A 24,474-nucleotide genomic window follows, 5' to 3' on the forward strand; every position below is an offset into this window, starting at 1 on the left:
CGACTCCGCTGTGTCCGGCTGCGCCGGACCGTCGCCACCTTGGCGGCGGCTCGACCGCAACTGCGGACGGCCTGCGGCCGCGGTTGTATTTGCTCACTGTCGTTCGCCCTCGCCTGCGAACGCCGCCGGCGTTCGCTTCACGGCTCGGCCTACCTACGGACAGCCCACCGGGCTGTCCGCTTAACGGCTCAGTGCTCAGGATGACATCGCTTCGCTAATACCGCATGTTGATGCCGCGCTTGCGGCCGTAGCGCATGATGAGCCGGAACGTGAGGTATCCGATCGCCACGAACAACGCCGCCTGTGCCGCAAGCCACGTCCAATCGCCCGCGGTGAGGGTCTGGCCCAATATGGCCTTGCGGGACATGGCGATGCCCTGCGTGATGGGCATGAACCGGCTCAGCGCTGCCAGGAGTGCGGGCATGGCGTCGATCGGCACGACCACGCCGCCTAGGAACATCATCACGTAGCCCACGACGTCGCACAGCGAGGCGGTTTTGGTGTACAACACGGTGAGCGACGCCATGATCATCGTGAAGCCGAACAGGCCCGCGAACACCACGAGCATGATCGGCACGACCTGCCATGAAAAGCCGATCGGGCTGCCGATGAGCATGAACAGTGCGACGATGTAGACCACGTCGATGCTGACGTTCACCAGCACCCACGCGCAGGTCTTGGCCGTGATCTGCACGACCATGGACGCGGGCCTGAGCATGAGCTGCGTGAACGTGCCGGACTGCTTGTCCGCGGAGATGCTCACGCACGCTTCGCCGATCAGCGTGGCCGAGGCGTTCCACAGGAAGAATCCGACCCACGCGGTGGGGTCCGACCCGTTGCCAAGCGAGAGTACGAAGGACGCGACGATGATGCCGGTGACGATGAGCGAGGAGATGTAGCTGGCGACGTACATCCGGGTCTCCTTGCAGTAGCGGACGATCTCCGCGCGCCACAGCAGGAGGAAGGAACGGATCGTGGATTGGATAGCGTGCATCGTTGGTCCCCTCAGTCCGCTTCGGTCGTTTCGTTCGCGTCGTGTTCCGTCTGGCGGAATAGCCTCAGCAAGGTGTCCTCCAGCGCTTCGCCGGGCCGCTGGAATTGTCGCATGAAGTCGGCGGACCCACCCTTCCACCGCACCCGGCCGGATTCGAGCAACAGCATGTCGTCCGCCATGCCGTCGATGACCTCGGACTGGTGAGATGTGATGATGACCGACATGCCCTCGTCCGCGCACTGCCGCACCACGGCCATGAAGTCACGCTTGGAGACCACGTCCAGTCCCAGCGTCGGCTCGTCCAGCAGCATGAGTTGCGGGCGCGCGAGCAGGCCCACCACCAGCGCCAGCTTCTGCTGCGTGCCGCGCGACCAGTCGCCCACACGCTTGCCCATATGCCGGCGCAGGTCGAGCGCGTCCAGCAGCAGTGCCGCACGCTCCTCGGTCTGCCGGCGGTTGAGCCCGTACAGGGCGCCTTGGTAGTACAGGTTGTCCCAGCCCTTGAGGAACGTGTACGCCAGTGAGCTGTCCTCGAGCACGGCGGACAGATGGCGGTACAGGTCGGGCCCGAAGTCTTCCAACGGTCGCCCCTCGAACAGGATCCGTCCCGAATCGGGCGTGATGAGTCCGCAGACCTGCCTCAGAAGCGTGGACTTGCCCGCGCCATTCGGACCGACGATCGCCAGGATGCGCCCCCGGTCTACGGCGAACGAGACGTCGTCGGACACCGCCGTTCCCCCGAACGCCTTGGTGATGTGCCGCACGTCAAGCATTCTTCCCCCCTCTTCCCCTCTCTGCAATTGATTCTATTAAGTACTAGGCATTTACGACAATCCCGCTAGAATCGACTCCCATGATGAAGGACGATGCGAACGCACAGGCTAGGGGCGATGGGTTCGATGGCCTCCTGGAGCGGTTCCTGGGGCACATCGACGTGGAGCGGGGGCTCGCGCGGGCGACCGTCAAGGCATACGAGGCCGATCTGAGAAAGTACGTTGAATGGCTGCGATCGCGCGGGATCACCGGTTTGGGTGCGGTGACGCGGCGCGACGTGGAGGACTATGTGGCCGCCCTGTCCGCCGAGGGGGCGTCGGCACGGTCCAAGGCCCGCAGGCTGGCCTCGGTCCATGAGTTCCATAAGTACGCGGTGCGTGAGGGGGCGATCGCGGAGGACGTTGCCGCCTCGGTCAAGGCGCCCAAGGCCCCGGGTGTGCTGCCCGATGTGCTCACGATCGACGAGGTGTCCGCCCTGCTCAACGCCACGGCTCCGGACGGCCCCGGCGGCCAGCCGTGCATGGATCCGGTCCAGTTGCGCGACCGGGCACTGCTCGAGTTCATGTACGCCACCGGATCGCGCGTCTCCGAAGCGGTGGGCGCGAATCTGGACGACGTTGATCTGGATGCCAAGGTGGCCCGGCTCATGGGCAAGGGCTCCAAGCAGCGGCTCGTCCCGCTCGGCTCCTACGCCTGCGAGTCCATGCGGCGGTATCTCAACGCCGGCCGCCCGGAGTTGGAACGCCGCAGCACGGCCAAAACCCCCGAGCGCCGGGCCGTGTTCCTCAACAAGCGGGGCCGGCGGCTGTCCCGTCAGTCGGTGTGGGAGATCATCAAGGAGGCCGGCAGACGCGCGCACATCATGAAGCCGCTGCACCCGCACACGCTGCGGCACTCCTTCGCCACGCACCTGATACAGGGCGGCGCCGATGTGCGGTCCGTGCAGGAGCTGCTGGGCCATGCGAGCGTGACCACCACGCAGATCTACACGCATGTGAGTCCGGAGAACCTGATCGAGACGTATCTGACCAGCCATCCCAGGGCGCGGTGAGGCGATTCTCCGGGGACTTTGCCAACGTCATCCTGAGCGCCGCAACGCGATGCCCCCGCGTCATCCTGAGCGAAGCGAAGGATCCTTCGTCATTTCGCACAGAGTCATAATGCAGGTAGTTAAGGATCCTTCGCTTCGCTCAGGATGACGCGGGTGGCCCGCTCAGGGTGACGCTGGCCTTCACTCCGCTGCGCTCAGGATGACGCGGGTGGCCCGCTCAGGGTGACGCTGGCCTTCACTCCGCTGCGCTCAGGATGACGTTGACGGCGATCGGCTCGCGTCGCACCGGCCATCATGCACGGATATTGGTATGGTGGGCTGTATGCCTACGGATTTGCTTGGACGCGATTATGAGACCTTCGCCGCACCCCCCGCACTGAACCAGCACGGACCGGCCCGTGTGATCGCCATGTGCAACCAGAAGGGCGGCGTGGGCAAGACCACCAGTTCGATCAACATCGGCGGTGCGTTGAGCCTGTACGGCCGTCGCGTGCTCATCGTCGACTTCGACCCGCAGGGCGCGGCCACCGTGGGCCTTGGCATCAACGCCAACAGCGTGGACAACACCATCTACACCGCGCTGTTCAACCCCCACATGGATGTGCACGACGTGGTCCAGCACACCCGCTTCCCCGATCTGGACATCATCCCGGCGAACATCGACCTGTCCGCCGCCGAGATCCAGCTGGTCACCGAAGTGGGCCGCGAGCAGGTGCTGGCCGGCACGCTGCGCGCCCTCAAGGACGAATACGACGTCATCATCATCGACTGCCAGCCTTCGCTGGGCCTGCTCACCGTGAACGCCCTGACCGCGGCGGATGGCGTGATCATCCCCGTGGCGGCCGAGTTCTTCGCCCTGCGCGGCGTGGCCCTGCTCATGCAGTCCATCGAGAAGGTGCAGGCGCGCATCAACCCGTCGCTGGAGATCTACGGCGTGCTGGTGACCATGTACACGCGCACGCTGCACTCCGAGGAGGTGCTGCAGCGCATCTACGAGGCGTTCAAGGACAAGGTGTTCCACAGCGTCATCACCCGCTCCATCAAGCTGCCGGACGCCACCGTGGCCGCCGCGCCCATCACCATGTACGCGCCGGAGCACAAGACCGCCAAGGAATACCGCGAGATCGCGCGGGAATTGATCGCACGTGGCATCATCGCCTGATCCGCTGGCGGGACGTTCGCCGGCTGATCGTTCGCTGGCGTTCGGTGAGGTCGATGCGGCCGTCGAATCCGCTGTGGACTCCGGCTTCCTGGTGGACCTCGAGGTCTATTCGGGGCCGTTCGACGCGCTGCTCGGCCTGCTCGCCAACAGGCGTCTGGAACTGACGGAGGTCTCCCTCGCGCAGATCACCGAGGAGTTCGCGGCCTATGTGAAGACCCTAGATTTCGAACGGTCGATGGACGAGGCGAGCGCGTTCCTGGATGTGGCCTCGGTGCTCGTGGAGGCCAAAAGCGCGGCCCTGCTGCCATCCGATGAGGAGGGCAACCGCGACGAGCAGAGCATGGAGGCCCTGCGCGAACGGGACCTGCTGTTCGCGCGGCTGCTGCAGTACAAGGCGTTCAAGCAGGCGGGTGCCGATTTCCGCGCGCGCATGGCGAACAACGCCGGCCGTTTTCCCCACCCTGCCACCGTGGACGATGCGGTGGCGGCCATGCTGCCCGAACTCGCATGGACGGTGGAACCGCTTGATCTGGCCCGTCTGGCGGCCCGTGTGATCGCCAACGCCCCGGCCGATGAGGTGAGCGTGCATCAGCTGCATGTGCCGTTGGTGGATCTGAAGCTGCAGGCGGCGATCGTGCGCGACCGGCTCAGGGCCGCGGCCGGCGGGGCGGTGTCCTTCGCCGATCTGACGGCCGATGCGTCGTCGCGCATCGAGGTGGTGGGACGGTTCCTGTCCCTGCTCGTGTTCTTCAAGCAGGACGTGGTGCAATTCAAGCAGGACGGGCCATACGAGCCGCTGTGGCTGCGGTGGGTCGCGGCAGGGGAGGAAACGGCCGGGGCGGATCGGGCCGGGGGCCCCGCGCACGATGCGGCCGGGGAGATCGATGAGGAGGATTTCGCATGACGGATGCCGCGCAGTCGGGAGTTATTGTCAACGTCGATGATTATCCGGGCGGCCTGAACGCCTGCCTTGAGGCGGTGCTGATGGTGGCCGACCGTCCGCAGACCGCGGACGATTTGGCCCGTGTGTTCGGCGTGGGGGAGTCCGACGTGGAGTCCGCGCTGGCGTCGATGGCCGCGCGGTACGACGAGGAACTGCGCGGGTTCGAGCTGCGCCGGACCGCCCGCGGCTGGCAGTTCGCCAATCGCGCCGAATTCGAGCCGGTGGTGGCCGCGTTCGTGACCGACGGCCAGACCGCGCGGCTGAGCCAGGCGGCTTTGGAGGCGCTCGCGATCATCGCGTACAAGCAGCCGGTGACGCGCGCCCAGGTTGCGGCGATCCGCGGCGTCAACTCCGACGGCGTGATCCGCTCGCTCGCCGTGCGCGGTCTGGTGCGCGAGGAGGGCGTGGATCCCGATTCTCGCGCCGCGCTGCTGGTCACCTCCGGCCTGTTTCTGGAGAAGATGGGGATCGATTCGCTCGATCAGTTGCCCTCGTTGGCGCCGTTCCTGCCGCCGTCCGTGGCCGCCGCCGAAGCGTGACCCGGCGTGTGACGCGGGGCGTGACACGGCGTGCATTGCGACATGGGGTGTGACCCGGTGTGTGCATGCCGGGTCACGGGGTGCTGAAATCGTTGGAATAAAGCCATTCTGTAACTCCTGTGACCGGGAGTGGGCACACCATGTCACACGCCGCGTCACAATGCACGCCACGTCACACGCCTGGTCACGCCCCGCGTCACGCCGGAGCCGCAAACTGGGCAGATCAGGCCACCGGCTCAACAAACTGGGCGGATCCGGTTATCTGGAGCCCAAAATCGGCCTTCAGATGGCAGGATCTGCCCAGTTTGCAAATGCGATGTTCGGATCTGCCCAGTTTGGAGGAGTGATGGTCGGCGTGCGACGACTGCATGCGACACACATGACTATTAGTCGATTTGACCATTAGTAGTACGCTCGGCCCCGGCATACACGAAGGGTCTGCATGGGAGGATCGGCGATGGGCTACGGCAACGTCAGCGAACGATTGAAGCAGCCGCCTCAGGTGGGCGTTTCGGTGGTGATTCTGGCGCTGGATCCGGACAGCGAGCACGGCCGTCTGTGGCTGCCGCTGGTCCGCCGCGTCCGTCAGCCGTTCCTGGGTTGCTGGGCCCTGCCCGGTGGCGACATCCGCGCCGATCGGACATTGGCCCAATCGGCGTACGAAGCCCTGGAATCGACCACCGATCTGCATCCGAGCTACCTTGAGCAGCTCCACGCCTTCGGCGGGCCCGACCGGTCGCACGGCGGACTGCCCATGGTCTCCATCGTCTACTGGGCGCTGGTGGGTCAGGCGGAGGCCGGTGATTTCGCGGAGGCGGACAACGTGCGGTGGTTCCCGGAGGACGAGCTCGCCTCGCTGGACATCGCCTTCGATCATCGTGAGATCATCGCCTACGCGCTCGACCGCCTGCGCACGCGCATCGAATACCCGGACATCGCCGCCAAACTCGTGGGTCCCACCTTCACGCTGCGCCAACTGCACGGCGTGTACGAGGCGATCACCGGGACCGTGCTCGATCTGCCGAACTTCCGGCGCAAGATGCTGGGCTCCGGCGAGCTTGAGGAGACCGGCGATGTGCTGCGTGAGGGCCGTCATCGTCCGGCCGCCGTCTACCGGTACGTGCCGCGCAAGGACGCCCCCGCCCACCCGTACGCCTACGCGATCTCCGGCAGCCGGCTCGCCGAGCTGGACGCCCGCGTAAGGGCCATCGCGCAGCGGGATACGGCCGACGCCGAACGCGGCGCCGACGATCTGTCCGCGCTGACCACCGAGTGAATGAACCACCGAGTGAACGGACCGCCGGGCGAATGCCCGCGCAGACTCCCGCTATCACATACGGATTTCCGTACATCAACAGAGAGAAGGAATCATGACAACAACGCAATCCGCGACGGGAACTGCCGCGGCCGCAGCGCAGCCGGCGCAGCTCACGCGCAATGAGCGCCTTGACCGGCTGCCCTTCAACAAGGCCCACCGCAAGCTGCTCGTCGCCTCGGGCATCGGCTGGGCGTTCGACGCCATGGACGTGGGTCTGGTGTCCTTCGTGGTCGCCGCCATCGCCGCCGACCCGCACTTCAACCTCACGGCCACGGAGAAGTCCTGGGTGCTGTCCATCGGCTTCATCGGCATGGCGATCGGCGCCGCGCTCGGCGGTTACGTGGCCGATCATGTGGGCCGCAAGACCGTGTTCACCGCCACGCTGGTCATCTTCGGTCTGGCCAACGGCGGCATGGCCCTCGCCTGGTCGCTCGCTGCGCTGCTCGTGGCCCGCTTTGTGATCGGCCTGGGCCTGGGCGCCGAACTGCCGGTCGCCTCCACGCTGGTCTCCGAGTTCTCGCCCACCAAGCATCGCGGCCGCATGACCGTACTGCTCGAGTCCTTCTGGGCCGTGGGCTGGATCATCGCCGCGTGCATCGGCACCTTCGTCATCCCGAACACCGGCGACTGGGGCTGGCGCTGGGCGTTGGTGATCGGCGCGCTGCCGCTGCTCTACGCCATCGTCACCCGCATCCACATCCCCGAATCCGTGCGCTTCCTGGAGGCCCAGGGCCGGGAGGACGAGGCCGAGCGGGCCGTGCGCTACTTCGAGCAGGCCGGTGGCGTGGCCGCCGTCCCCTCGCCCAAGGGCAAGCCGCTGCCCAGGATCAAGACCCATGAGCTGTTCGGTTCCAAGTACATCGCGCGCACCGTGGCGATCTGGGCCACCTGGTTCTTCGTCAACTTCTCCTACTACGGCGCCTTCACCTGGATGCCGTCCCTGCTCGCCGACCAGTTCGGCTCCCTGACCAAGTCGTTCGGCTATACGCTGATCATCTCCCTCGCCCAGCTGCCCGGCTACTTCCTGGCCGCCTGGCTGGTGGAGATCTGGGGCCGCCGCTGGACGCTGAGCGTCTTCCTGGCCGTGTCCGCCGTGGCCGCGTTCGCCTTCTCCCAGGCCGGATCGGTGGCCGCAGTGCTGTGCATCGGCATGCTGCTGTCCGCCTCCAACTTGGGCGCGTGGGGCGTGCTGTACGCGGTCACCCCGGAGATCTACCCGACCCGTCTGCGCGGTGCGGCCTCCGGTGCCGCGGCGGCGTGCGGCCGTGTGGCGGCGATCATCGCCCCGCTGCTCATGCCCTGGTTCCTGGGCCTGGCGGGAGGCAACAAGTCGATCGCCTTCGTGGTGTTCGCCGTCGCCTTCGTGCTCGCCTGCGTGGCCGCCTTCTGCCTGCCCGAGCGCAAGGGCCTCGAACTGGAAGACTAGCGCCCCGGGCGGCGGGCCCGGATGAACGAGCCGGATGATCGGGCCGGTTGGCCGGCATGGATGGTCAAAGCGTATCGCTAGGATTGGCTCGGTTTGTGTGTAAGTAACAACAGGTAGAACCAGCAACAGTCCATAAAGAGAGGTTTCGATGGCGGTTCGTGGTGATATTCGTAATGTGGCTATTGTGGCGCACGTCGATCACGGCAAGACCACGCTCGTGAACGCGATGCTCCAGCAGTCGCACGTGTTCAACGAGCGCGAGGAAGTGCCGGATCGCGTGATGGACTCCAACGATCTGGAGCGCGAGAAGGGCATCACCATCCTCGCCAAGAACACGGCCGTTGAGTACACCGGTCCGCTGGCCGCCAAGTACGGCCACCCGGAGGGCATCACGCTCAACATCATCGACACCCCCGGCCACGCCGACTTCGGCGGCGAGGTGGAGCGCGGCATCTCCATGGTCGACGGCGTCGTGCTGCTCGTGGACGCCTCCGAGGGCCCGCTGCCGCAGACCCGCTTCGTGCTGCGCAAGGCCCTTGAGGCCAAGCTGCCGGTGATCCTGTGCGTCAACAAGGTCGATCGTCCGGACGCCCGCATCTCCGAGGTCGTCTCCGAGTCCACCGATCTGCTGCTGGGCCTCGCCCAGGACGTGATGGAGGAGGGCGTCGACATCGACCTCGACCACCTGCTCGAGCTTCCGGTGGTCTACTGCGCCGCCAAGGTGGGCTACGCCTCCGCCAACCAGCCGGCCGACGGCGCCCTGCCGGACAACGACAACCTCGAGCCGCTGTTCGAGGACATCATCAAGTACATCCCCGCCCCGGAGTACGAGGAGGGCGCCCCGCTGCAGGCCCACGTCGCCAACATCGACTCGTCCGACTTCCTCGGCCGTCTGGGTCTGGTGCGCATTTACAACGGCACTCTGGAGAAGGGCAAGACCTACGGCCTGTCCCGCGTGGACGGCTCCATCGAGAACTTCCGCGTGGCCGAGCTGCTGCGCACCCAGGGCCTCGAGCGCACCCCGGTGGCGTCCGCGGGTCCCGGCGACATCGTGGCCGTCGCCGGCGTGAACGACATCATGATCGGCGAGACCATCGTCGATCCCAACGATCCCAAGCCCCTGCCGCTGATCCACGTGGACGACCCGGCCATCTCCATGACTTTCGGCGTCAACGACTCCCCGCTGGCCGGTACCGAGGGCAAGGACCACAAGCTCACCGCCCGCATGATCAAGGACCGTCTGGACCGCGAGCTGATCGGCAACGTGTCCATCAAGGTCCTGCCCACCGAGCGTCCGGATGCTTGGGAGGTCCAGGGCCGTGGCGAGCTCGCGCTGGCCGTGCTGGCCGAGCAGATGCGCCGTGAGGGCTACGAGCTGACCGTCGGCCGCCCGCAGGTGGTCACCAAGAAGATCGACGGCGTGATCAACGAGCCGATGGAGAACACCACCATCGACGTGCCGGAGGAGTACATGGGCGCCGTCACGCAGCTGCTCGCCGACCGCAAGGGTCGCATGGACAACATGTCCAACCACGGCTCCGGTTGGGTGCGCCTGCAGTTCACCGTGCCGTCCCGCGGCCTGATCGGCTTCCGCACCGCCCTGCTGTCCGCCACCCGCGGCACCGGCATCGCGTCCTCCATCTCCGCCGGATACGCCCCGTGGACCGGCCAGATCGTCACCCGCCAGAACGGCTCGATGGTCTCCGACCGTCAGGGTGTGGCCACCCCGTACGCCATGCAGCGTCTGCAGGCGCGCGGCAACTTCTTCGTTGAGCCGCAGTCCCCGGTGTACGAGGGCCAGGTCGTGGGCGTGAACAACAAGCCCGACGAGCTCGATGTGAACATCACGCTCGCCAAGCACATGACCAACATGCGCTCCTCCACCGCCGACGTGCTGGAGACCCTGACTCCGCCGATCAAGATGAGCCTCGAGGAGTCCCTGGACTTCGCCAACGAGGACGAGTGCGTGGAGGTCACCCCGGAGTCCATCCGCGTGCGCAAGATCATCCTCGGCCGTGAGGATTGGTACAAGTGGCGCGCCAAGCAGCGCCGTCAGAACAATCAGGCGAACGCCTGATTGTTCAGACGGCCGTCGCCGCCTTGGCGGCGGCTCCCCTCGCCTACGGGCAGTCCACTGGACTGCCCGCTTGACGGCTCGGCAGAACAATCAGGCGAACGCCTGAGTGTAAATGACACGATCGTTCGCATTCTGCGACCTTGGAATTCGCAGACCGGAACGATCGTGTCGTTTTTGGGGCGTTTTGAGGGCTGAAAACGGACCGATCGTTCCGCTTTGTATTCCAACGTTCGCAGAGCGGAACGATCGGGCCGTTTGCGCACCGGCCAGTGAATCGGCGGGCGCTACACTAAGGGACTATGACAGTCCGGCACATTCCCAGAACAGATCCGATTCCTCTGCCCGCGCGCGTGGCCCTGTGCGCGCTGCTCGGCGTTGTTTCCGCGGTCGTGGGCACCGGCGCGCATCGCATGGGCGCCTCGATGAACATCCCGTACGGCCTGCTGTTGGCCTTCGCGCTGCTCGCCGCGTCCACGGTTCTTGCGCGAGCCCTCGCTGGCGCCTCCGGTCTGGCCATTCATCTGATCGTCGCATCGCTGGTCATCTGGCAGATGGGCGGCTATGGACCCGGCGGCGACATCCTCATGCCCACCGGCGGATCGTCGCTGGTGACTTTCTTCAGTCTGCGCGCAAGCGTGATCTGGGAGCTTGGCTCGATCGTGATCCAGACCGCCATTCTGTGTCTGCCCGCCAGACTGTTCGACGGGCTTAAGGAACGGCCCGAAGCATCCGAATCGGCCGCCGTAGCAGTAGCAAAGGAGCGCCGCGCATGAGCGAAAACAGTGCGAACGCTGAGAACGCCATCAGACTGCATTATCTGGGCCCCGAAGGCACCTTCACCCATCAGGCGGCCATCTCAGCCGCCGAGGCCTTGCGCCCGCTTGCGCCCGCCGGCGCCGAATTCACGCTCGTTCCCGAACCAGATGTGCCCGCGATCATGGCAGCCACGCGGTCCGGCGACGGTTGGGGAGTAGTGGCATGGGAAAACAACGTAGAAGGCTACGTAGTTCCTAATCTTGATGCGATGATCGACGCCGAGGATGTGGCCGGATTCGTGCGCGTGGGCGTGAACGTCGCCTTCGACGCCTTCGTCAAACCCGGAACGGACATGTCCAAGGTGCATACGGTCTCTGCCCATCCGCACGGACTCGCCCAGTGCAAGCGGTTCATCGCCGAGCATCGCCTGACCCCGGTGCCCGCATCGTCCAACGCCGCCGCCTGCCGTGATCTGGAACGCGACGAAATGGCGTTCGGCCCGGCCATCTGCGGCAAACTCTATTGGCTGGACACCGTGGCCAGCAATGTGCAGGACTATCAGGGCGCACGCACCGAGTTTCTGGTGGTCGCCCCGCGGCGGGAGGTGCCGGGACTGCTGGCGAAGGCGCGCGCCAACGGCGTGGCCGAATTCGAGTCGATCCTGACGTTCATTCCGCTGCACACCGGCCCGGGCGTGCTCGCGGACCTGCTTGACGTGCTGCGCGACGCCGGCCTCAACATGACCAGCTTCATCTCACGACCCATCAAGGGGCACGACGGCACATACAGCTTCATCGCCACCTTCGACGCAGCCCCCTGGGAGGACCGGTTCCGAGCGGCTTTGAGCGAGGTGGCCGAGCATGGCGACTGGGCCAAGACGCTGGCGGTCTATCCGCGCCGCGAGAGGCCGAATCCGCCGGTGGATGCGTGGATGCTGCCCGAAGGCGGCGTGCATCTGGACGCCGATGCGCTGCCGGACGACTGGCAGGCGGACGAGATCGTAAGGAAGGAGCTGTTGTGGTGAACGCTGTGGTAAACGATGGAAATGCCATGCCGAAGGCCCAGACCGTCGGAATTGTGGGCCTTGGCCTGATCGGCGGATCGCTCGCCTTGCGTCTGGTGGATCGGGATCGTACGGTGATCGCGTGGAATCATACCGCGCGGCCGTACGAGTCGGCCCGTGCGGCCGGCGTGCGCTGCGTGGACACGCTGGCCGATCTGGCCGCCGCCGCGCCTGACGTGATCGTGCTGTGCAATCCGCTCAAGGCCATGCCGGACGTGCTGGGGGAGTTGGCCGGATCGCTTGTGCCCGAGACCACGCTGACCGATGTGGGCAGCGTCAAGGGCATGGTGCGCGATCAGGTGAAGGCCGCCGGTCTGGATGCGCAGTATGTGGGAGCCCATCCCATGGCGGGCAATGAGCGTTCCGGCTGGGCCGCCGCCGATCCGACGCTGTACGACGGGGCATTGTGGGCCGTGACCGTGGACGATTCCACCGATTACCACCGGTTCCTCGCGGTGGCGGAACTCATTACGGCCGGCGTGGGCAACCGGATCATCGTGCTCGATGACACGGTGCACGATCAGGCCGCCGCGCTCATTTCGCATATGCCTCATGTCGTCGCCACCGCGCTGGCCAACCAGCTGACCGACGATCCGAACCGCAATGTGGCCGCCGCCCTCGCCGCCGGTTGCTGGCGGGACATGACCCGCGTCGCCCTCACCGATCCGGACCGCACGCGTGCGATGGTGGAGGAGGATGCTGCCAATGTGGAGGCCCTGCTGCGCTCGATGGCCGCGAAGCTCACCGCCGTGGCCGATCTGCTGCGCGATGAGGCCTCGGAAGCCAGATCGGATTCCGATCCGGGGGCTTCCGTCCCGCATACCCCCGCCGCGATGCTGGACTTCTTCGCCGATGCCGATCCGTTCCGCGCCTACAAGGCCGCCGAACGGGCCGGGGGAGTCACGCCGGAGCAGCGGACGATCGAGTTGACCGATGATGGCTGGCGTGGCGAGCTGCTGGAATCCGCCCGCCGCGGCGAGCATGTGATCCGCCTAGACGGTCCACGCCGCTTCACCGCCGAAGTCCGCTCCGCGCTGTGAGGTTGATTCGTTGCCCTGACTGGTTTTGTCATCCTGAGCGAAGCGAAGGATCCTTAATCTTGTGCACAAAGTCAAGGATCCTTCGCTTCGCTCAGGATGACACAAGGGTGCTCAGGATGACAACACAGCACATCGTCATCCTGAGCGAAGGCGCAGCCGGAGTCGAAGGATCCTTAACTTTACGCACTATTGGCCTAATGCGAAATGACGAAGGATCCTTCGCTTCGCTCAGGATGACGTAAGGGTGCTCAGGATGACGGAATCACTCACCGCCCGCCGAAGTGGGGGCGCTCCGGGACGGGCTTGAGGCGGACGATCGTATGGGCGTCGATCCGCACGTCCTCGGCGGGGCGCGAGCCATTGGCGGCGGCGTCGCGCGTGAGTTCCAGAACCGTCCCGTCCCATGAGCGCACATGACCCACGAAGTCGCGGAATTTCATGCGGCCGTCGGCCGGATCCACGCCGATCGCCGTGCGCACCACCACGCGCGCACCGGCTGGAATGGCCGGAACGCCACGGGCCCCCATGCCATGCGCGCCCGCCGTGACCGGTGCAGCCGGAATCTGGTCTGTCATCGTCGTCTCCAATCTCATGCTCACTCGCTGCTCACCGCGTCGAGCACCGGCTGCTTCAACGCGCGCGAGGCCGGCGACACCGATGCGATCAGGCCCACCAGAATGGACAGGATCAGGAACGCGCCGATTTGATCCCACGGGATCGACAGCACCTCCAGACCCTGCGAGGCGTATACGGCCCGGATCACCACACCGGCCGCCACGCCCACCGCGAGGCCGAGTAAGGTGCCGAACACGGAGATGATCGCCGCCTCGATGCCCAGCATGCCGCGCACCTGACCGCGCGAGGTGCCGATCGCGCGCAGCAGGCCGATCTCGCGCGTGCGTTCGGACACGCTCAGCGCCAGCGTGTTGACGATGCCGAAGATCGCGATCACGATCGACAGCGCCAGCAGTGCGTACAGAATGAGCAGGATCTGATCCACCATCGAACTCATGGTGGACTTGTACTCGTCGCGGTTCATCACACTGACTACGTAGTATGACTTCACCGCATCCTTGAGCCGCTCCTGCAAGTCGTTCACATCCTGCCCCGGCTCGGCCACCAGATACATCATCGTCGTGAACATGGTCTGCTTGGTGCCCAGCTCGTCGCCGAGCTCGTCGTTCATGATCACACAGGTGCGGTACACGTTGTTGGAGATGATCGCGCCCACGGTGAGTTCCTTGTCCACCTTGACGGTCTTGGTCTTCACGAAGCTGGCGGGATCCACGTTCTTCGCGTCGTCGGTGACCTGCTGGATCTTCGCGGCCGTGTCCTGCGCTCCGGCGATGTCACGGGCTGCGGTCTGCCGCTGCAGTTGCGTCTGCAGCGTGGCGATCTGTGCTTGGATGGACGCCTGGTAATCCGCCTGCGCCTTGGCCGTCGCATCCTCGTCCACCACGGTGTTCTCGGTGGTCACGCGGACTTTGTCCCCCACGTTCCACCCGCGGTCCTCGGCGATGGTCTGGCCCACCACCAATTGCCCGCCGCGCAGCGCCTCATCCGCGTTGCCGGCTTTGGCCTCCGGCGCGAATACGTCGGTGAACAGCGTGTCCTGCGCGGCGAACGTCATGCCCTGCACGCGCTCACCGTCGAACTTCGCACCCAGGATGAAGCGGTTGGCGGAAACCGATTTCAGCCCATCCACATCGCGGATCGCCTGCTCAGCGCCCTCCGGGATCTGCCCGGACGATGCGGAGAACACCGCGAAGTCGGCCTTGAGACCGGTGTCCACAATGCTCGCCACCGAGGCCTTCGCAGACGACGCCACCACGCCCAGACAGCTCACGATCGCGATCCCCACGAACAGCGCGGCCGCCGTGTTGGCCGTGCGGCGCTTCGACCGGGCCAGATTGCGCGAGGCGAGGCGGCCGGTGACCGGGAACACATGCGACGGGATCCATCCCAGCACCACGCCGGCCGGACCCACCAGCGCCGGGCCGAGCATGATCACGCCAATCACCAGCAGTCCCGCGCCCACGCCGAGCGGCCAGCCGGTGCCGGTCCATGCGGCGAACCGGTTGAGCGCGTCGATGGACGTCGGGTCGCCGTCGGCCAGTGCGATGCGCGCGGTCCACAGCCAGGTCGCCGCGCCGAGCACGCACAGCACCGCTCCGGCCACGCCACGCGGCGCAACCGGTTTCTCCGGGTTCACGGTCTCGTTCATCGCCTGGATGGGCGGGGCGAAGGCGGCCCTGCGCGCCGGCAGCGAGGCGCCCACGAGCGTGACCACCAGACCGACGATCAGACCGGCGATCATGTCCGTCGCGGAGGGCGCGATGGCCCCGGACAACGGCGTGCCCATGTACGCCATGACGGCCACGATCAGCTCCACCATGCCCCAGCCGAGTCCGATGCCCAGCCCGGAGCCCACGAGCCCCAGCAACACCGCCTGCACGATCACCGTGGAGAACACCTGCATGGGGGAAGCGCCGATCGAACGCAGCAGCGCGTATCCGCGCATCGATTCGCGCACGATCATGGAGAACGTGTTGGCGATGATGAACGAGCCCACGAACAGGGCGATCACCGCGAAGATCAGAATGAGCGGCTGGACGAAGCCGAGCGCGTCCTGCGTGGACTTGGTGGCCTCGTCGCGGTACGCATCGCCGGTGATCGCATGGGCGTGCGCGTCCGCCGGCAGAGCCGCGTTGATCCGATCGGCCAGTTCGGTCTGCTGCGCGTCCGTGAGGGGTTTGCCGCCGTTCGCGGATCCGTATACGCCGATCCTGCCGGTCTTGTCCGGTTCGTCATTGGTCAGATCGCTGTAGTGCTTGGCCACGCTTGGGGTGACGCCGATCACGATCGCGCCGGCCTGCGTGGCATCCGTGGCGAAGATGCCGGTCACAGTCACGTCCTTCGGGCCGTCGGAGTAGACGACCTTGGCCTTGTCTCCCACCTTGAGACCGGATTTCTCGGCGGCGAAGGAGTGCAGGGCGATCTCATCGTCCGCGGTCGGATACGTGCCGGAGGTGAAGGTGGCCGATCGCCATGGATGATCGGCGCTGAATCCGGTGGCCATGGTGGGCGATCCCATGGTGGCCACCGCGTCGCCGTTCGCGTCCACCAGCACCACGCCGCTGACCGAATAGGTGACCGAGGCGTCCTCCACGCCATCGACCTTCGAGATCGCGTCCGTCAAATCGATGCTGATCGTGTTGTATTCGGTCGCCCCGGAGTCCGACTGCCCTGTGTCGGAAGAGCCGCCGTCCGAAGAGTCGTCGTCCGTCACCTCGTCCGATCCGCGCACGTACACGTCGTGGTCGGAGTTCGTGGCCATCATCTCGGAGACCTGGTTGTTCATCATCTCGCGGAAGCAGAACGATCCGACCACGAACGCCACGCCGAGCGCGATCGCGATGATCGACATGGCGAAGCGGCGGAAATGGCTGCGCGCGTCCCTCAAGCCGATGCGGATCATGCTGCGTAGTCCCCGTCCTCGTCGCCCTCGCCGGCGAACACCTCCAGGATGTCGTCGTAGGAGGGGTGGTTGAGATCGCGTGTGATCCGGCCGTCGGCCAGCACGAGCACGCGGTCGGCATAGGAGGCCGCGCGCGGATCATGCGTGACCATGACGATCGACTGGCCGTACTCGCGCACCGACTGCTTGAGGAACCCCAGCACCTCGCGGCTGGAGCGGGAATCGAGGTTGCCGGTGGGTTCGTCGGCGAAGATCACCGACGGCCGGGCCATCATCGCACGGGCGCAGGCGACGCGCTGCTGCTGGCCGCCGGACAGCTGGCTGGGGCGGTGGGTCAGGCGCTGTTCCAGACCGACCACATGGACCACCTGGTTGAACCATGCGCGATCGATCGGTTTGCCGGCGATCTGCAGCGGCAGCAGGATGTTCTCCTCGGCGCTCAGCGTGGGCACAAGGTTGAAGGACTGGAAGATGAAGCCGATCTGCTGGCGGCGCAGGTTGGTGAGCTGTTTCTGGCCCATCGCGGAGACCTCCAGGCCTTCCACGAACACCTGTCCGGAGGTGGGCGTGTCCAGACCGGCCATGCAGTGCATGAGTGTGGATTTGCCGGAGCCGGATGGGCCCATGATCGCGGTCATGGCGCCGCGGGCGAACTCCACGTTGACGTGGTCGAGGGCCACCACCTGCGAATCGCCGCCGCCGTAGGTCTTGGTGAGGTCCACCGCTCGGGCCACCACCGGATCCGGCTGTGCGGTTCCGGGCGTCCGATCCGGCTGGCCCGTCTGCGTCTCCGATGACCGCAGTTGCCGAACGTGTTTCGCCGAATGCCTGCCCATATCTGCCTCGCTTCGCCTGTCGTGGGTGTTGCGCGGGCCCGTGGTCGGCCCGTTTCGCTACTTGCGCAGTTTACCGAGCCGGCCCCACATGCCGGGATGGGGGACAATGGATGGCATGACATGGTATGAGGAGCCGATTGCGGCGTATCTGGGCTTTCTGGCGGCCAACCGCGGGCTGAGCGCGAATACGCTCAAGGCGTACGGGTCCGATGTGGCCGAATGCCTGCATCTGCTTGGACTGATGGGGGCGGAGGACCTGAACGCCGTTGGCACGGACGATCTGCGCCGATGGATGGCCCATGAATCGCATACGCATGCCCGCAGCAGCATGGCCCGCAAAATCGTGGCCGTCCGCGGCTTCTTCCGGTTCTGCCATGAACGGGGGATGATCGGCGTCGATCCGGCCGCGCCCCTGATGACCCCGAAGATCCCGGACACTCTGCCGGCCGTGCTCACCGAAGCGCAGGCCGAGCGGATGATGGATGACGCGGACAGGGCCGCGGGGGAAGGGGGCGGTGGACCGTCCGATCGGGATGCGGATCGGGGGAAACGGGCGGCCGCCAAGTCTGTCGACGAGCCGATCCGGCTGCGGGATGCGGCGATCGTGGAGCTGCTGTACGCCACCGGGATCCGCGTGGCCGAGCTGGTGGGGCTGGACATGGGCGACGTCGATTTCTCCCAGCGCACGGCCAGAGTGACCGGCAAGGGCAACAAGCAGCGTGTGGTACCCTTCGGTGCCCCGGCCGAGTCCTCGCTGCGCCGGTGGATCGAGGACGGACGGCCGAAACTGCTGGCGGGGGGAGGAGTGGGGGATGGGACCGCTGGTTCCATGCAAGCCTTGTTTCTGGGCGCGCGCGGCGGGCGGATCAACCAGCGGGTCGTGCGCGAGGCGGTGCATGCCGCGGCAAGACGGGCCGGCGTGCCGGACATCAGCCCCCATGCCCTGAGGCATTCGGCTGCCACGCACATGCTCAACGGAGGGGCCGATCTGCGCGAGGTGCAGGAGATGCTGGGGCATTCCTCGCTGTCCACCACGCAGCGATACACGCATGTGTCGATCGAACAGCTGAGGAGGCGCTACGATCAGGCGTTCCCCCGGGCGTGATGCGGGTGGGGTGGTCGTCATCCTGTGCACGGAGACCGGCATCGTCATTCTGGACACTGGGTCCGTCTTCATTCTGGGCGCGGGACCGGCATCCTGAGCACTTGGTCTGTCCCCGGTCCTGAGCGCTGGTCATCCTGGGCGGAGGTGCGCCTGTCCTGTCATCCTGAGCGTAGCGAAGGATCCTTAACTATGTGCACGATGTTAAGGATCCTTCGACTTCGCTTCGCTCCGCTCAGGATGACGTTGGCCCTTCATGTCGAACGCTTGACCGGGCGCGTGACCGGGTGTGCGTGACTGGGCGTGCGTTGTGACCGGGCGTGTGACATGGCGTGCCCATTCCCGGTCACAGGTATTTCAAAATGGCTCTATTTCAACGATTCCGGCACCCCGTGACCGGGTGTGCCCACACCGTGTCACGCCCCCGGTCACACCGCACGCCGTGTCACTCTCCCGGTCACACGCCCGGTCACGTCGAATCCGGGAACCGGCCCGATCTGCCCAGTTCATGCCCGGTTCGCGCCCGATCTGCCCAGTTCTCGCCCGATTGCGCCGCAAACTGGGCAGATCGGGCAGATCGGGCCTCTCGCCGCGCAAACTGGGCAGATCATGCCGTCTGGAGGCCGAAAACCGGTCGCAGAATACCGGATCTGCCCAGTTTGCAAATCGAATGTCCCGATTTGCCCAGTTTGTGGGTGGATCACCGCAGGACGACTTCCGCCGTCATCCTTTGCGGGGTCGAAGGATGCTTGACGTCTCTCGCACAGGCTTTCTTGACTGCCTTGCCGACTCGCAGGATCTGCCAGCAACTTTCCCCGCTTTCCTGTTTTCTGGTAGAACTTGCACCTGAGAGCCCCCAGCAGACCGCCAAGCTACAGGATTTGCCAGCAAACAGGAAAGACGAACGACTTGCTGGCAGATCAGGCAATTTGGCACGGTACCGGGCGCCGAAGGGCGAAGTCGAAGGGGGTCTTGATCCGGTGAACAGGTGTAAGGATCCTTCGACTTCGCTCCGCTTCGCTCAGGATGACGGTGGGGGACTCCGCTTCGCTCAGGATGACGAGGGAACTGTCCGCTTAACGGCTCAGTGCTCAGGATGACGGTGCAGTCTGTTGCATGGTCGGACAATCGGGCCATATGCTGTCCGAATAATGGACAATATGTGATAGAAATGTGAAGATATATCTTCGTAACCTTGACGTTTTACCGTAGTTCGGTCGAGGGCGTTTACATTAAGTGGCTATTATGTGAACGGCTTGAAAACGAGAGTCGTAGCAGTAAGGTTTCTATAAAGGAGGAAGGATGGCACCAGCGTCATGCTGAAATTCATCGCCAAGCGCCTCGCCAATTACGTCGTCATGCTGTTCGTGGCGGTGTCTTTTACGTATTTTATGGCGTCCGCCTTCATGCATCCGCGGTCCGTATATGAATCGCGTACACCCCGTCCGCCGCAGGATTCGATCGAGCGCACGCTCGATCTGGCGAACCTGAACGATCGCACCCCGGTTCTGGAGCGTTATTGGAACTGGCTGACCGCGATCGTCACCCGTTGGGATTGGGGCAAGTCCCCGACGCTGGAGTCGGTCAACAGCGCTATCGCCCCCCGCGTCCTCGCCTCCACCGAGCTGGTCACCCTCTCCACGGTGCTCTCCATCGTGCTCGGCGTGGCCCTGGGCATCTACACCGCCCAGCGCCAGTACAAGTGGCAGGACCGCATGTTCATGGTGACGGGCACCCTGTTCATGGTCATCCCCTCCGCCGTGCTCGCCCTGCTGATCGTGCTCATGGCCATCGCCGTCAATGACACGGTCGGCTTCCGCATGTTCTACGTCACCGGCCTGTCCAGCTACACGGGCGATGACATCGGCCTGCGATTGCTTGATTTCCTGCAGCACATCATCCTGCCCACCATCTCGCTGACCCTGCTCGGCATGGTCGGATACCACCTGACCCAGCGCACCTACCTGCTGGACGAGCTGCACGCGGACTACGTGCGCACCGCCCGCATGAAGGGCCTCACCCGTCGCCAGGCCGTGCGCCGTCACGCCCTGCGCGCCTCCCTGATCCCCACCGGCGTGAACGTGGCGTTCTCCATCGCCTCCGTGTTCACCGGCGCCGTCATCACCGAGTCGATCTTCGCCATCAACGGTCTGGGCCGCTACTTCATCACCGCCATCAACCAGAGCGATATCAACGCCTCCGTGGCCATCGCCGCCTTCGGTGGCGTGTGCACGCTGACCGGTGCCCTGCTGGCGGACATCTTCTCCGCGTGGCTCGATCCGCGCATCAAGATGAGCTGACGTGAGGAAGGGAAGAGAAAACCAATGAGTGAAGCAAGCGTTTCCGCGAACGCCTCCGCGCCCAAAGCCGCGCCGGAGTCAAAGGAAGGAAAGAAGGAGGTCAAGCACCTGAGCTACGGTGCGCTGATCGCCCGCCGTTTCTTCCGTCAGCCCTCCGCCGTCGTCGGCGTGGTGCTGCTGGCCATCCTGGTGTTGTTCGCCCTGTTCGGATCGTCCATTGCCCAGTGGGGCTACGATGAGCCGGACTTCCTGTCCCTGTCCGGCGCTCCGAGCAGCTCGCACTGGCTGGGCACCGATCCGGGTGGTTCCGATCTGTACGCCCTTGTGGTGCATGGTCTGGGCAAGTCCCTGCTCATCGGCGTGATCACCTCCGTGGCCACCATGGCCATCGCCGCCATCTACGGTACGGCCATCGCCTTCTTCGGCGGCTGGGTGGAGCGCATCGGCATGTGGATCCTCGACTGCCTGCTGGTCGTCCCGTCCTTCCTGCTGATCGCCATGCTGGTGCGCGCGGCCAACGCGACCGCCGGCTGGATCTGGCTGGTCATTGGCCTGACCGCCTTTGGCTGGGTCGGCTACGCCCGAATCATCCGCACCATGACCCTGTCCCTGCGCGAGCGCGACTACGTCAAGGCCGCGCACTTCATGGGTGTGGGCTCCTTCAAGATCATCCTGCGCCACCTCGTGCCGAATCTGGCGTCGCTGATCATCATCAACACCGTGCTCGGCGTCGTCGGCGCGGTCAACTCCGAAACCGCCCTGTCCTTCCTGGGCGTCGGCATCAAGCCGCCGGACACCTCGCTGGGTTCCATCCTGCAGACCGGCCAGTCCACCATCCAGACCGCGCCGTGGATTCTGCTCGCCCCGTCCGTGGTGCTGATCCTGCTGTGCTTCAGCATGCAGCTGATTGGCGATGGCCTGCGCGATGCCCTTGATCCGAATTCGGCCGCCGGTGGAAAGGTTGGTGCGTGATGTTCCGTAAGACGAAGAAGAACGCGAGCCCGCTCGCGGACATCCTCAAGGCCGGCAACGGCGAGGTGACCCGCGACGAGATCCTGCAGTACGAGCTGCTGGAGGGCAACGGTCCCAAGGGCGCCCCGAAGGGCGACCCGATCATGCAGGTGCGCGACCTGCACGTGTCCTTCGCCACCGAGGCCGGCGTCTGCCGTGCCGTGCGCGGCGTGAACTTCGACCTGTGGCGCGGTCGCACGCTGGGCATCGTGGGCGAGTCCGGCTCCGGCAAGTCCGTGACGGCCCTGAGCCTGATCGGCCTGTTGGACGACAACGCCAAGGTCACCGGCTCCATCAAGATGAACGGCGTCGAGCTCGTGGGCAAGACCGACGAGGAGATGAGCGTCATCCGCGGCGAGCACATCGCCATGGTGTTCCAGGACCCGCTGTCCGCCCTGACCCCGATGTTCACGATCGGCGATCAGATCGCCGAGGGCCTCATCACCCATCATCCGGACATGAGCAAGCAGGCCGTCCACGACCGCTGCATCGAACTGCTCGACCTAGTGGGCATCCCGCAGCCGGAGGAGCGCCTCAACAGCTTCCCGCACCAGTTCTCGGGCGGTATGCGCCAGCGCGTGATGATCGCCATCGCGATCGCCAACAACCCGGATGTGATCATTGCCGACGAGCCCACAACGGCCCTCGACGTGACCATCCAGGCGCAGATCCTCGACGTCCTCGCCAAAGCCCAGAAGGAGACCGGCGCCGCCGTTGTGCTCATCACCCATGACCTTGGCGTGGTGGCCGGCGCCGCCGACGACATCCTGGTGATGTACGCGGGCCGTCCGGTGGAGCGCGCGAGCATCGACGACATCTTCGCCAAGCCCTCCATGCCCTACACCATGGGTCTGCTGGGCGCCGTGCCGAAGCCGCACGTGGCCGCCTCCCAGCGGCTCGTGCCGATCCAGGGCAACCCGCCGTCGCTGGTGGACATCCCCGCCGGATGCCCGTTCTCCCCGCGTTGCCCGCTGGCCACCCCGGAGTGCTCGCAGGCCGAGCCGAACCTGGAGGTGGTGGACGCGACCAACGGCCACCTCGCCTCCTGCCGCAGGCTCAACGAGATCGTCTCCAAGAACATGAAGTACACGGATGTGTTCCCGGTTCCGGAGATGCTGCCCGCCAAGTGGGCCGAGGTGCCGCGCGACCAGCGTCCGGTCACCCTCGAGGTGGAGCACCTCGTCAAGACCTTCCCGCTCACCGGCGGCGGCATGTTCCGCCGTACGATCGGCCGCGTGTCCGCCGTGGACGACGTGACGTTCAAGATCCGCCAGGGCGAGACGCTGGCCCTCGTGGGCGAGTCCGGCTCCGGCAAGTCCACCACGCTGATGGAGATCATGAACCTCATGAAGCCGGAGGACGGCAGGATCGTCGTGCTCGGCCATGATCTGGCGACGCTCAAGGGCCGCGGCGACCGCAAGGCCCTGCGCAAGGACCTGCAGATCATCTTCCAGGACCCGATGAGCTCCCTCGACCCGCGCATGACCGTCTACGACGTGCTGGCCGAGCCGCTCAAGGTCCACAAGTGGGACAAGGAGAAGATCAACCACCGCATTGGCGAGCTGATGGAGCTGGTGGGCCTCAACCCGGACTACGTGGATCGTTTCCCGACCCAGTTCTCCGGCGGTCAGCGCCAGCGCATCTCGATCGCGCGCGCTCTGGCCACGGACCCGAAGGTCCTGCTGCTGGACGAGCCGATCGCCTCGCTGGACGTGTCCATTCAGGCCGGTGTGATCAACCTGCTGGAGGACCTGCAGGCCAAGCTCAAGATCTCCTACCTGTTCGTGGCGCACGATCTGGCGGTCATCCGCCAAATCTCCGACCGCGTGGCCGTGATGTACCTCGGCCAGGTGGTGGAGCTCGGCGAGACCGAGGACGTGTTCACCCACCCGCGCCATCCGTACACCCAGGCGCTGCTGAGCGCCATCCCGGTGCCGGATCCGGTGGTGGAGCGCACCCGCAGCCGCATCATCCTTAAGGGCGATCTGCCCAGCCCGGCCGAGCATCATCCGGGCTGCCGCTTCGCCTCCCGCTGCCCCGTGAAGCTCACGCTGAGCCCCGCGCAGCAGCAGATGTGCGACGGCCAGCGCCCCACGCTGCGTGGCGATGACCAGAACCAGTCCGAGTTCGCCTGCCACTTCCCGCTGGCGGTGACCGCGGAATCCGCGTTCTGATCGACCAGGCTCTCCGCGCGTTCCCTGATGGTTGCGCGCATACTGGGCTCCCTTCCTCGGAGGGGAGCCCTTTTGCTGTCTTGCGGCTTGTTGCGGCCCGCCTGTGGTGTGCCCTTGTGGTTTGCCCTTGGCTTGGAGCGCTGTTGCCCATCGGATTTGCTCATTCTGTGTTCCGATTGCGGCAGAATGAGCAAATCTGATGTGGCGGGACCTCTTGGAGTGCTGTCAGTCATCCGATCTGCTCATTCTGTGATCCGGCGGGCGCAGAATGAGCAAATCTGATGTGATGAAGCCGGTTCCGTCCCAGTCAGCCATCGGATCCGCTCATTCTGGGCATTGTTCACCGCAAAATGAGCAGCGATGGCCCAATATGTGGACATAGATGTGGACTAGCGCAATTCTCTTGAAATTCCAAGGGAAACGCCGGCAA

General features: G+C 65.5%; 19 protein-coding genes. 14 read left to right on the forward strand and 5 right to left on the reverse strand.

The genetic code is table 11. From position 1 onward, the window contains the following. Positions 1-214 precede the first annotated feature (214 nt). Positions 215-994 carry an ABC transporter permease gene (locus tag EMO90_RS07270; protein WP_150353704.1) on the reverse strand — a complete coding sequence of 260 codons (780 nt, stop codon included), beginning with the start codon at positions 992-994 and terminating at the stop codon, positions 215-217. Positions 995-1,005: 11 nt separating this feature from the next. After that, entirely contained in the window at positions 1,006-1,767 is a 762-nt protein-coding gene (locus tag EMO90_RS07275) for an ABC transporter ATP-binding protein (protein WP_150353703.1), read from the reverse strand. A gap of 83 nt (positions 1,768-1,850) precedes the next feature. Here EMO90_RS07275 and xerD point away from each other — a divergent pair, with 83 nt between their 5' ends. The 10 genes from xerD (at position 1,851) to EMO90_RS07325 (ending at position 13,143) form a co-directional block, all read left to right on the forward strand. Continuing rightward, entirely contained in the window at positions 1,851-2,819 is a 969-nt protein-coding gene (gene xerD, locus EMO90_RS07280; protein ID WP_150353757.1) for a site-specific tyrosine recombinase XerD, read from the forward strand. A gap of 322 nt (positions 2,820-3,141) precedes the next feature. Next, the gene (locus EMO90_RS07285) at positions 3,142-3,981 is read left to right on the forward strand and encodes a ParA family protein (RefSeq protein WP_150353702.1); all 840 of its coding nucleotides are present in this window, start codon (positions 3,142-3,144) and stop codon (positions 3,979-3,981) included. A gap of 34 nt (positions 3,982-4,015) precedes the next feature. Beyond that, complete coding sequence (locus EMO90_RS07290) at positions 4,016-4,885, forward strand: segregation and condensation protein A (RefSeq protein ID WP_150353756.1); 870 nt, start codon at positions 4,016-4,018, stop codon at positions 4,883-4,885. Beyond that, a complete protein-coding gene (gene scpB, locus EMO90_RS07295; RefSeq protein ID WP_150353701.1) occupies positions 4,882-5,463 on the forward strand; it encodes an SMC-Scp complex subunit ScpB in 582 nt (193 codons plus the stop codon). The genes EMO90_RS07290 and scpB overlap by 4 nt, the downstream gene beginning before the upstream one ends. A gap of 457 nt (positions 5,464-5,920) precedes the next feature. Next, a complete protein-coding gene (locus tag EMO90_RS07300) occupies positions 5,921-6,739 on the forward strand; it encodes an NUDIX hydrolase (RefSeq protein WP_150353755.1) in 819 nt (272 codons plus the stop codon). A 94-nt stretch (positions 6,740-6,833) separates the two neighbouring features. Continuing rightward, positions 6,834-8,207: an MFS transporter gene (locus EMO90_RS07305; RefSeq protein ID WP_150353700.1), complete on the forward strand. Its 1,374-nt coding sequence runs from the start codon at positions 6,834-6,836 to the stop codon at positions 8,205-8,207. Positions 8,208-8,355: 148 nt separating this feature from the next. Further along, positions 8,356-10,284, forward strand: coding sequence for a translational GTPase TypA (gene typA / locus EMO90_RS07310; RefSeq protein ID WP_150353699.1), 1,929 nt, complete (start codon positions 8,356-8,358; stop codon positions 10,282-10,284). A gap of 299 nt (positions 10,285-10,583) precedes the next feature. Then, positions 10,584-11,057: an alcohol dehydrogenase gene (locus EMO90_RS07315; RefSeq protein ID WP_190971966.1), complete on the forward strand. Its 474-nt coding sequence runs from the start codon at positions 10,584-10,586 to the stop codon at positions 11,055-11,057. Beyond that, positions 11,054-12,064 (forward strand): prephenate dehydratase, encoded by a 1,011-nt coding sequence (locus EMO90_RS07320; protein ID WP_150353698.1) that lies wholly within the window; start codon positions 11,054-11,056, stop codon positions 12,062-12,064. Before EMO90_RS07315 ends, EMO90_RS07320 begins: the two co-directional genes overlap by 4 nt. Positions 12,065-12,090: 26 nt before the next feature. Continuing rightward, entirely contained in the window at positions 12,091-13,143 is a 1,053-nt protein-coding gene (locus tag EMO90_RS07325; RefSeq protein ID WP_150353754.1) for a prephenate dehydrogenase, read from the forward strand. Between the two features lie 266 nt (positions 13,144-13,409). Here the strand turns inward: EMO90_RS07325 and EMO90_RS07330 are convergent, their stop codons facing one another. The 3 genes from EMO90_RS07330 to EMO90_RS07340 form a co-directional block, all read right to left on the reverse strand. Next, positions 13,410-13,670: a DUF6725 family protein gene (locus EMO90_RS07330; RefSeq protein ID WP_150353753.1), complete on the reverse strand. Its 261-nt coding sequence runs from the start codon at positions 13,668-13,670 to the stop codon at positions 13,410-13,412. A 68-nt stretch (positions 13,671-13,738) separates the two neighbouring features. Further along, the gene (locus EMO90_RS07335) at positions 13,739-16,621 is read right to left on the reverse strand and encodes an ABC transporter permease (protein ID WP_150353697.1); all 2,883 of its coding nucleotides are present in this window, start codon (positions 16,619-16,621) and stop codon (positions 13,739-13,741) included. After that, a complete protein-coding gene (locus tag EMO90_RS07340) occupies positions 16,618-17,457 on the reverse strand; it encodes an ABC transporter ATP-binding protein (protein ID WP_150353696.1) in 840 nt (279 codons plus the stop codon). The genes EMO90_RS07335 and EMO90_RS07340 overlap by 4 nt, the downstream gene beginning before the upstream one ends. Before the next feature lie 115 nt (positions 17,458-17,572). On the opposite strand from EMO90_RS07340, the gene EMO90_RS07345 reads away from it, so the two are divergent. The 4 genes from EMO90_RS07345 to EMO90_RS07360 all read left to right on the forward strand — a co-directional run bounded on the left by EMO90_RS07345 (position 17,573) and on the right by EMO90_RS07360 (position 24,044). Then, on the forward strand, positions 17,573-18,562 hold the full coding sequence (locus EMO90_RS07345; protein ID WP_395953034.1) for a tyrosine recombinase XerC: 990 nt from the start codon (positions 17,573-17,575) through the stop codon (positions 18,560-18,562). Positions 18,563-19,875: 1,313 nt separating this feature from the next. After that, entirely contained in the window at positions 19,876-20,859 is a 984-nt protein-coding gene (locus EMO90_RS07350) for an ABC transporter permease (RefSeq protein WP_150353694.1), read from the forward strand. A 24-nt stretch (positions 20,860-20,883) separates the two neighbouring features. Continuing rightward, the gene (locus EMO90_RS07355) at positions 20,884-21,831 is read left to right on the forward strand and encodes an ABC transporter permease (RefSeq protein ID WP_150353693.1); all 948 of its coding nucleotides are present in this window, start codon (positions 20,884-20,886) and stop codon (positions 21,829-21,831) included. 143 nt (positions 21,832-21,974) lie between these two features. Further along, positions 21,975-24,044, forward strand: coding sequence for a dipeptide ABC transporter ATP-binding protein (locus EMO90_RS07360; RefSeq protein WP_223849713.1), 2,070 nt, complete (start codon positions 21,975-21,977; stop codon positions 24,042-24,044). Positions 24,045-24,474: the final 430 nt, after the last annotated feature.

This window comes from Bifidobacterium vespertilionis, from assembly GCF_008698145.1.
GTDB classification, from domain to species: Bacteria; Actinomycetota; Actinomycetes; order Actinomycetales; family Bifidobacteriaceae; genus Bifidobacterium; species Bifidobacterium vespertilionis.

Bases quoted from the DNA above. Each gene is read 5' to 3' on its own strand.
- EMO90_RS07270 (WP_150353704.1), bottom strand. From the start codon at position 994: ATGCACGCTATCCAATCCACGATCCGTTCCTTCCTCCTGCTGTGGCGC.
- EMO90_RS07275 (WP_150353703.1), bottom strand. From the start codon at position 1,767: ATGCTTGACGTGCGGCACATCACCAAGGCGTTCGGGGGAACGGCGGTG.
- xerD (WP_150353757.1), top strand. From the start codon at position 1,851: ATGAAGGACGATGCGAACGCACAGGCTAGGGGCGATGGGTTCGATGGC.
- EMO90_RS07285 (WP_150353702.1), top strand. From the start codon at position 3,142: ATGCCTACGGATTTGCTTGGACGCGATTATGAGACCTTCGCCGCACCC.
- scpB (WP_150353701.1), top strand. From the start codon at position 4,882: ATGACGGATGCCGCGCAGTCGGGAGTTATTGTCAACGTCGATGATTAT.
- EMO90_RS07300 (WP_150353755.1), top strand. From the start codon at position 5,921: ATGGGCTACGGCAACGTCAGCGAACGATTGAAGCAGCCGCCTCAGGTG.
- EMO90_RS07305 (WP_150353700.1), top strand. From the start codon at position 6,834: ATGACAACAACGCAATCCGCGACGGGAACTGCCGCGGCCGCAGCGCAG.
- typA (WP_150353699.1), top strand. From the start codon at position 8,356: ATGGCGGTTCGTGGTGATATTCGTAATGTGGCTATTGTGGCGCACGTC.
- EMO90_RS07315 (WP_190971966.1), top strand. From the start codon at position 10,584: ATGACAGTCCGGCACATTCCCAGAACAGATCCGATTCCTCTGCCCGCG.
- EMO90_RS07320 (WP_150353698.1), top strand. From the start codon at position 11,054: ATGAGCGAAAACAGTGCGAACGCTGAGAACGCCATCAGACTGCATTAT.
- EMO90_RS07325 (WP_150353754.1), top strand. From the start codon at position 12,091: ATGCCGAAGGCCCAGACCGTCGGAATTGTGGGCCTTGGCCTGATCGGC.
- EMO90_RS07330 (WP_150353753.1), bottom strand. From the start codon at position 13,670: ATGGGGGCCCGTGGCGTTCCGGCCATTCCAGCCGGTGCGCGCGTGGTG.
- EMO90_RS07335 (WP_150353697.1), bottom strand. From the start codon at position 16,621: ATGATCCGCATCGGCTTGAGGGACGCGCGCAGCCATTTCCGCCGCTTC.
- EMO90_RS07340 (WP_150353696.1), bottom strand. From the start codon at position 17,457: ATGGGCAGGCATTCGGCGAAACACGTTCGGCAACTGCGGTCATCGGAG.
- EMO90_RS07345 (WP_395953034.1), top strand. From the start codon at position 17,573: ATGACATGGTATGAGGAGCCGATTGCGGCGTATCTGGGCTTTCTGGCG.
- EMO90_RS07350 (WP_150353694.1), top strand. From the start codon at position 19,876: ATGCTGAAATTCATCGCCAAGCGCCTCGCCAATTACGTCGTCATGCTG.
- EMO90_RS07355 (WP_150353693.1), top strand. From the start codon at position 20,884: ATGAGTGAAGCAAGCGTTTCCGCGAACGCCTCCGCGCCCAAAGCCGCG.
- EMO90_RS07360 (WP_223849713.1), top strand. From the start codon at position 21,975: ATGCAGGTGCGCGACCTGCACGTGTCCTTCGCCACCGAGGCCGGCGTC.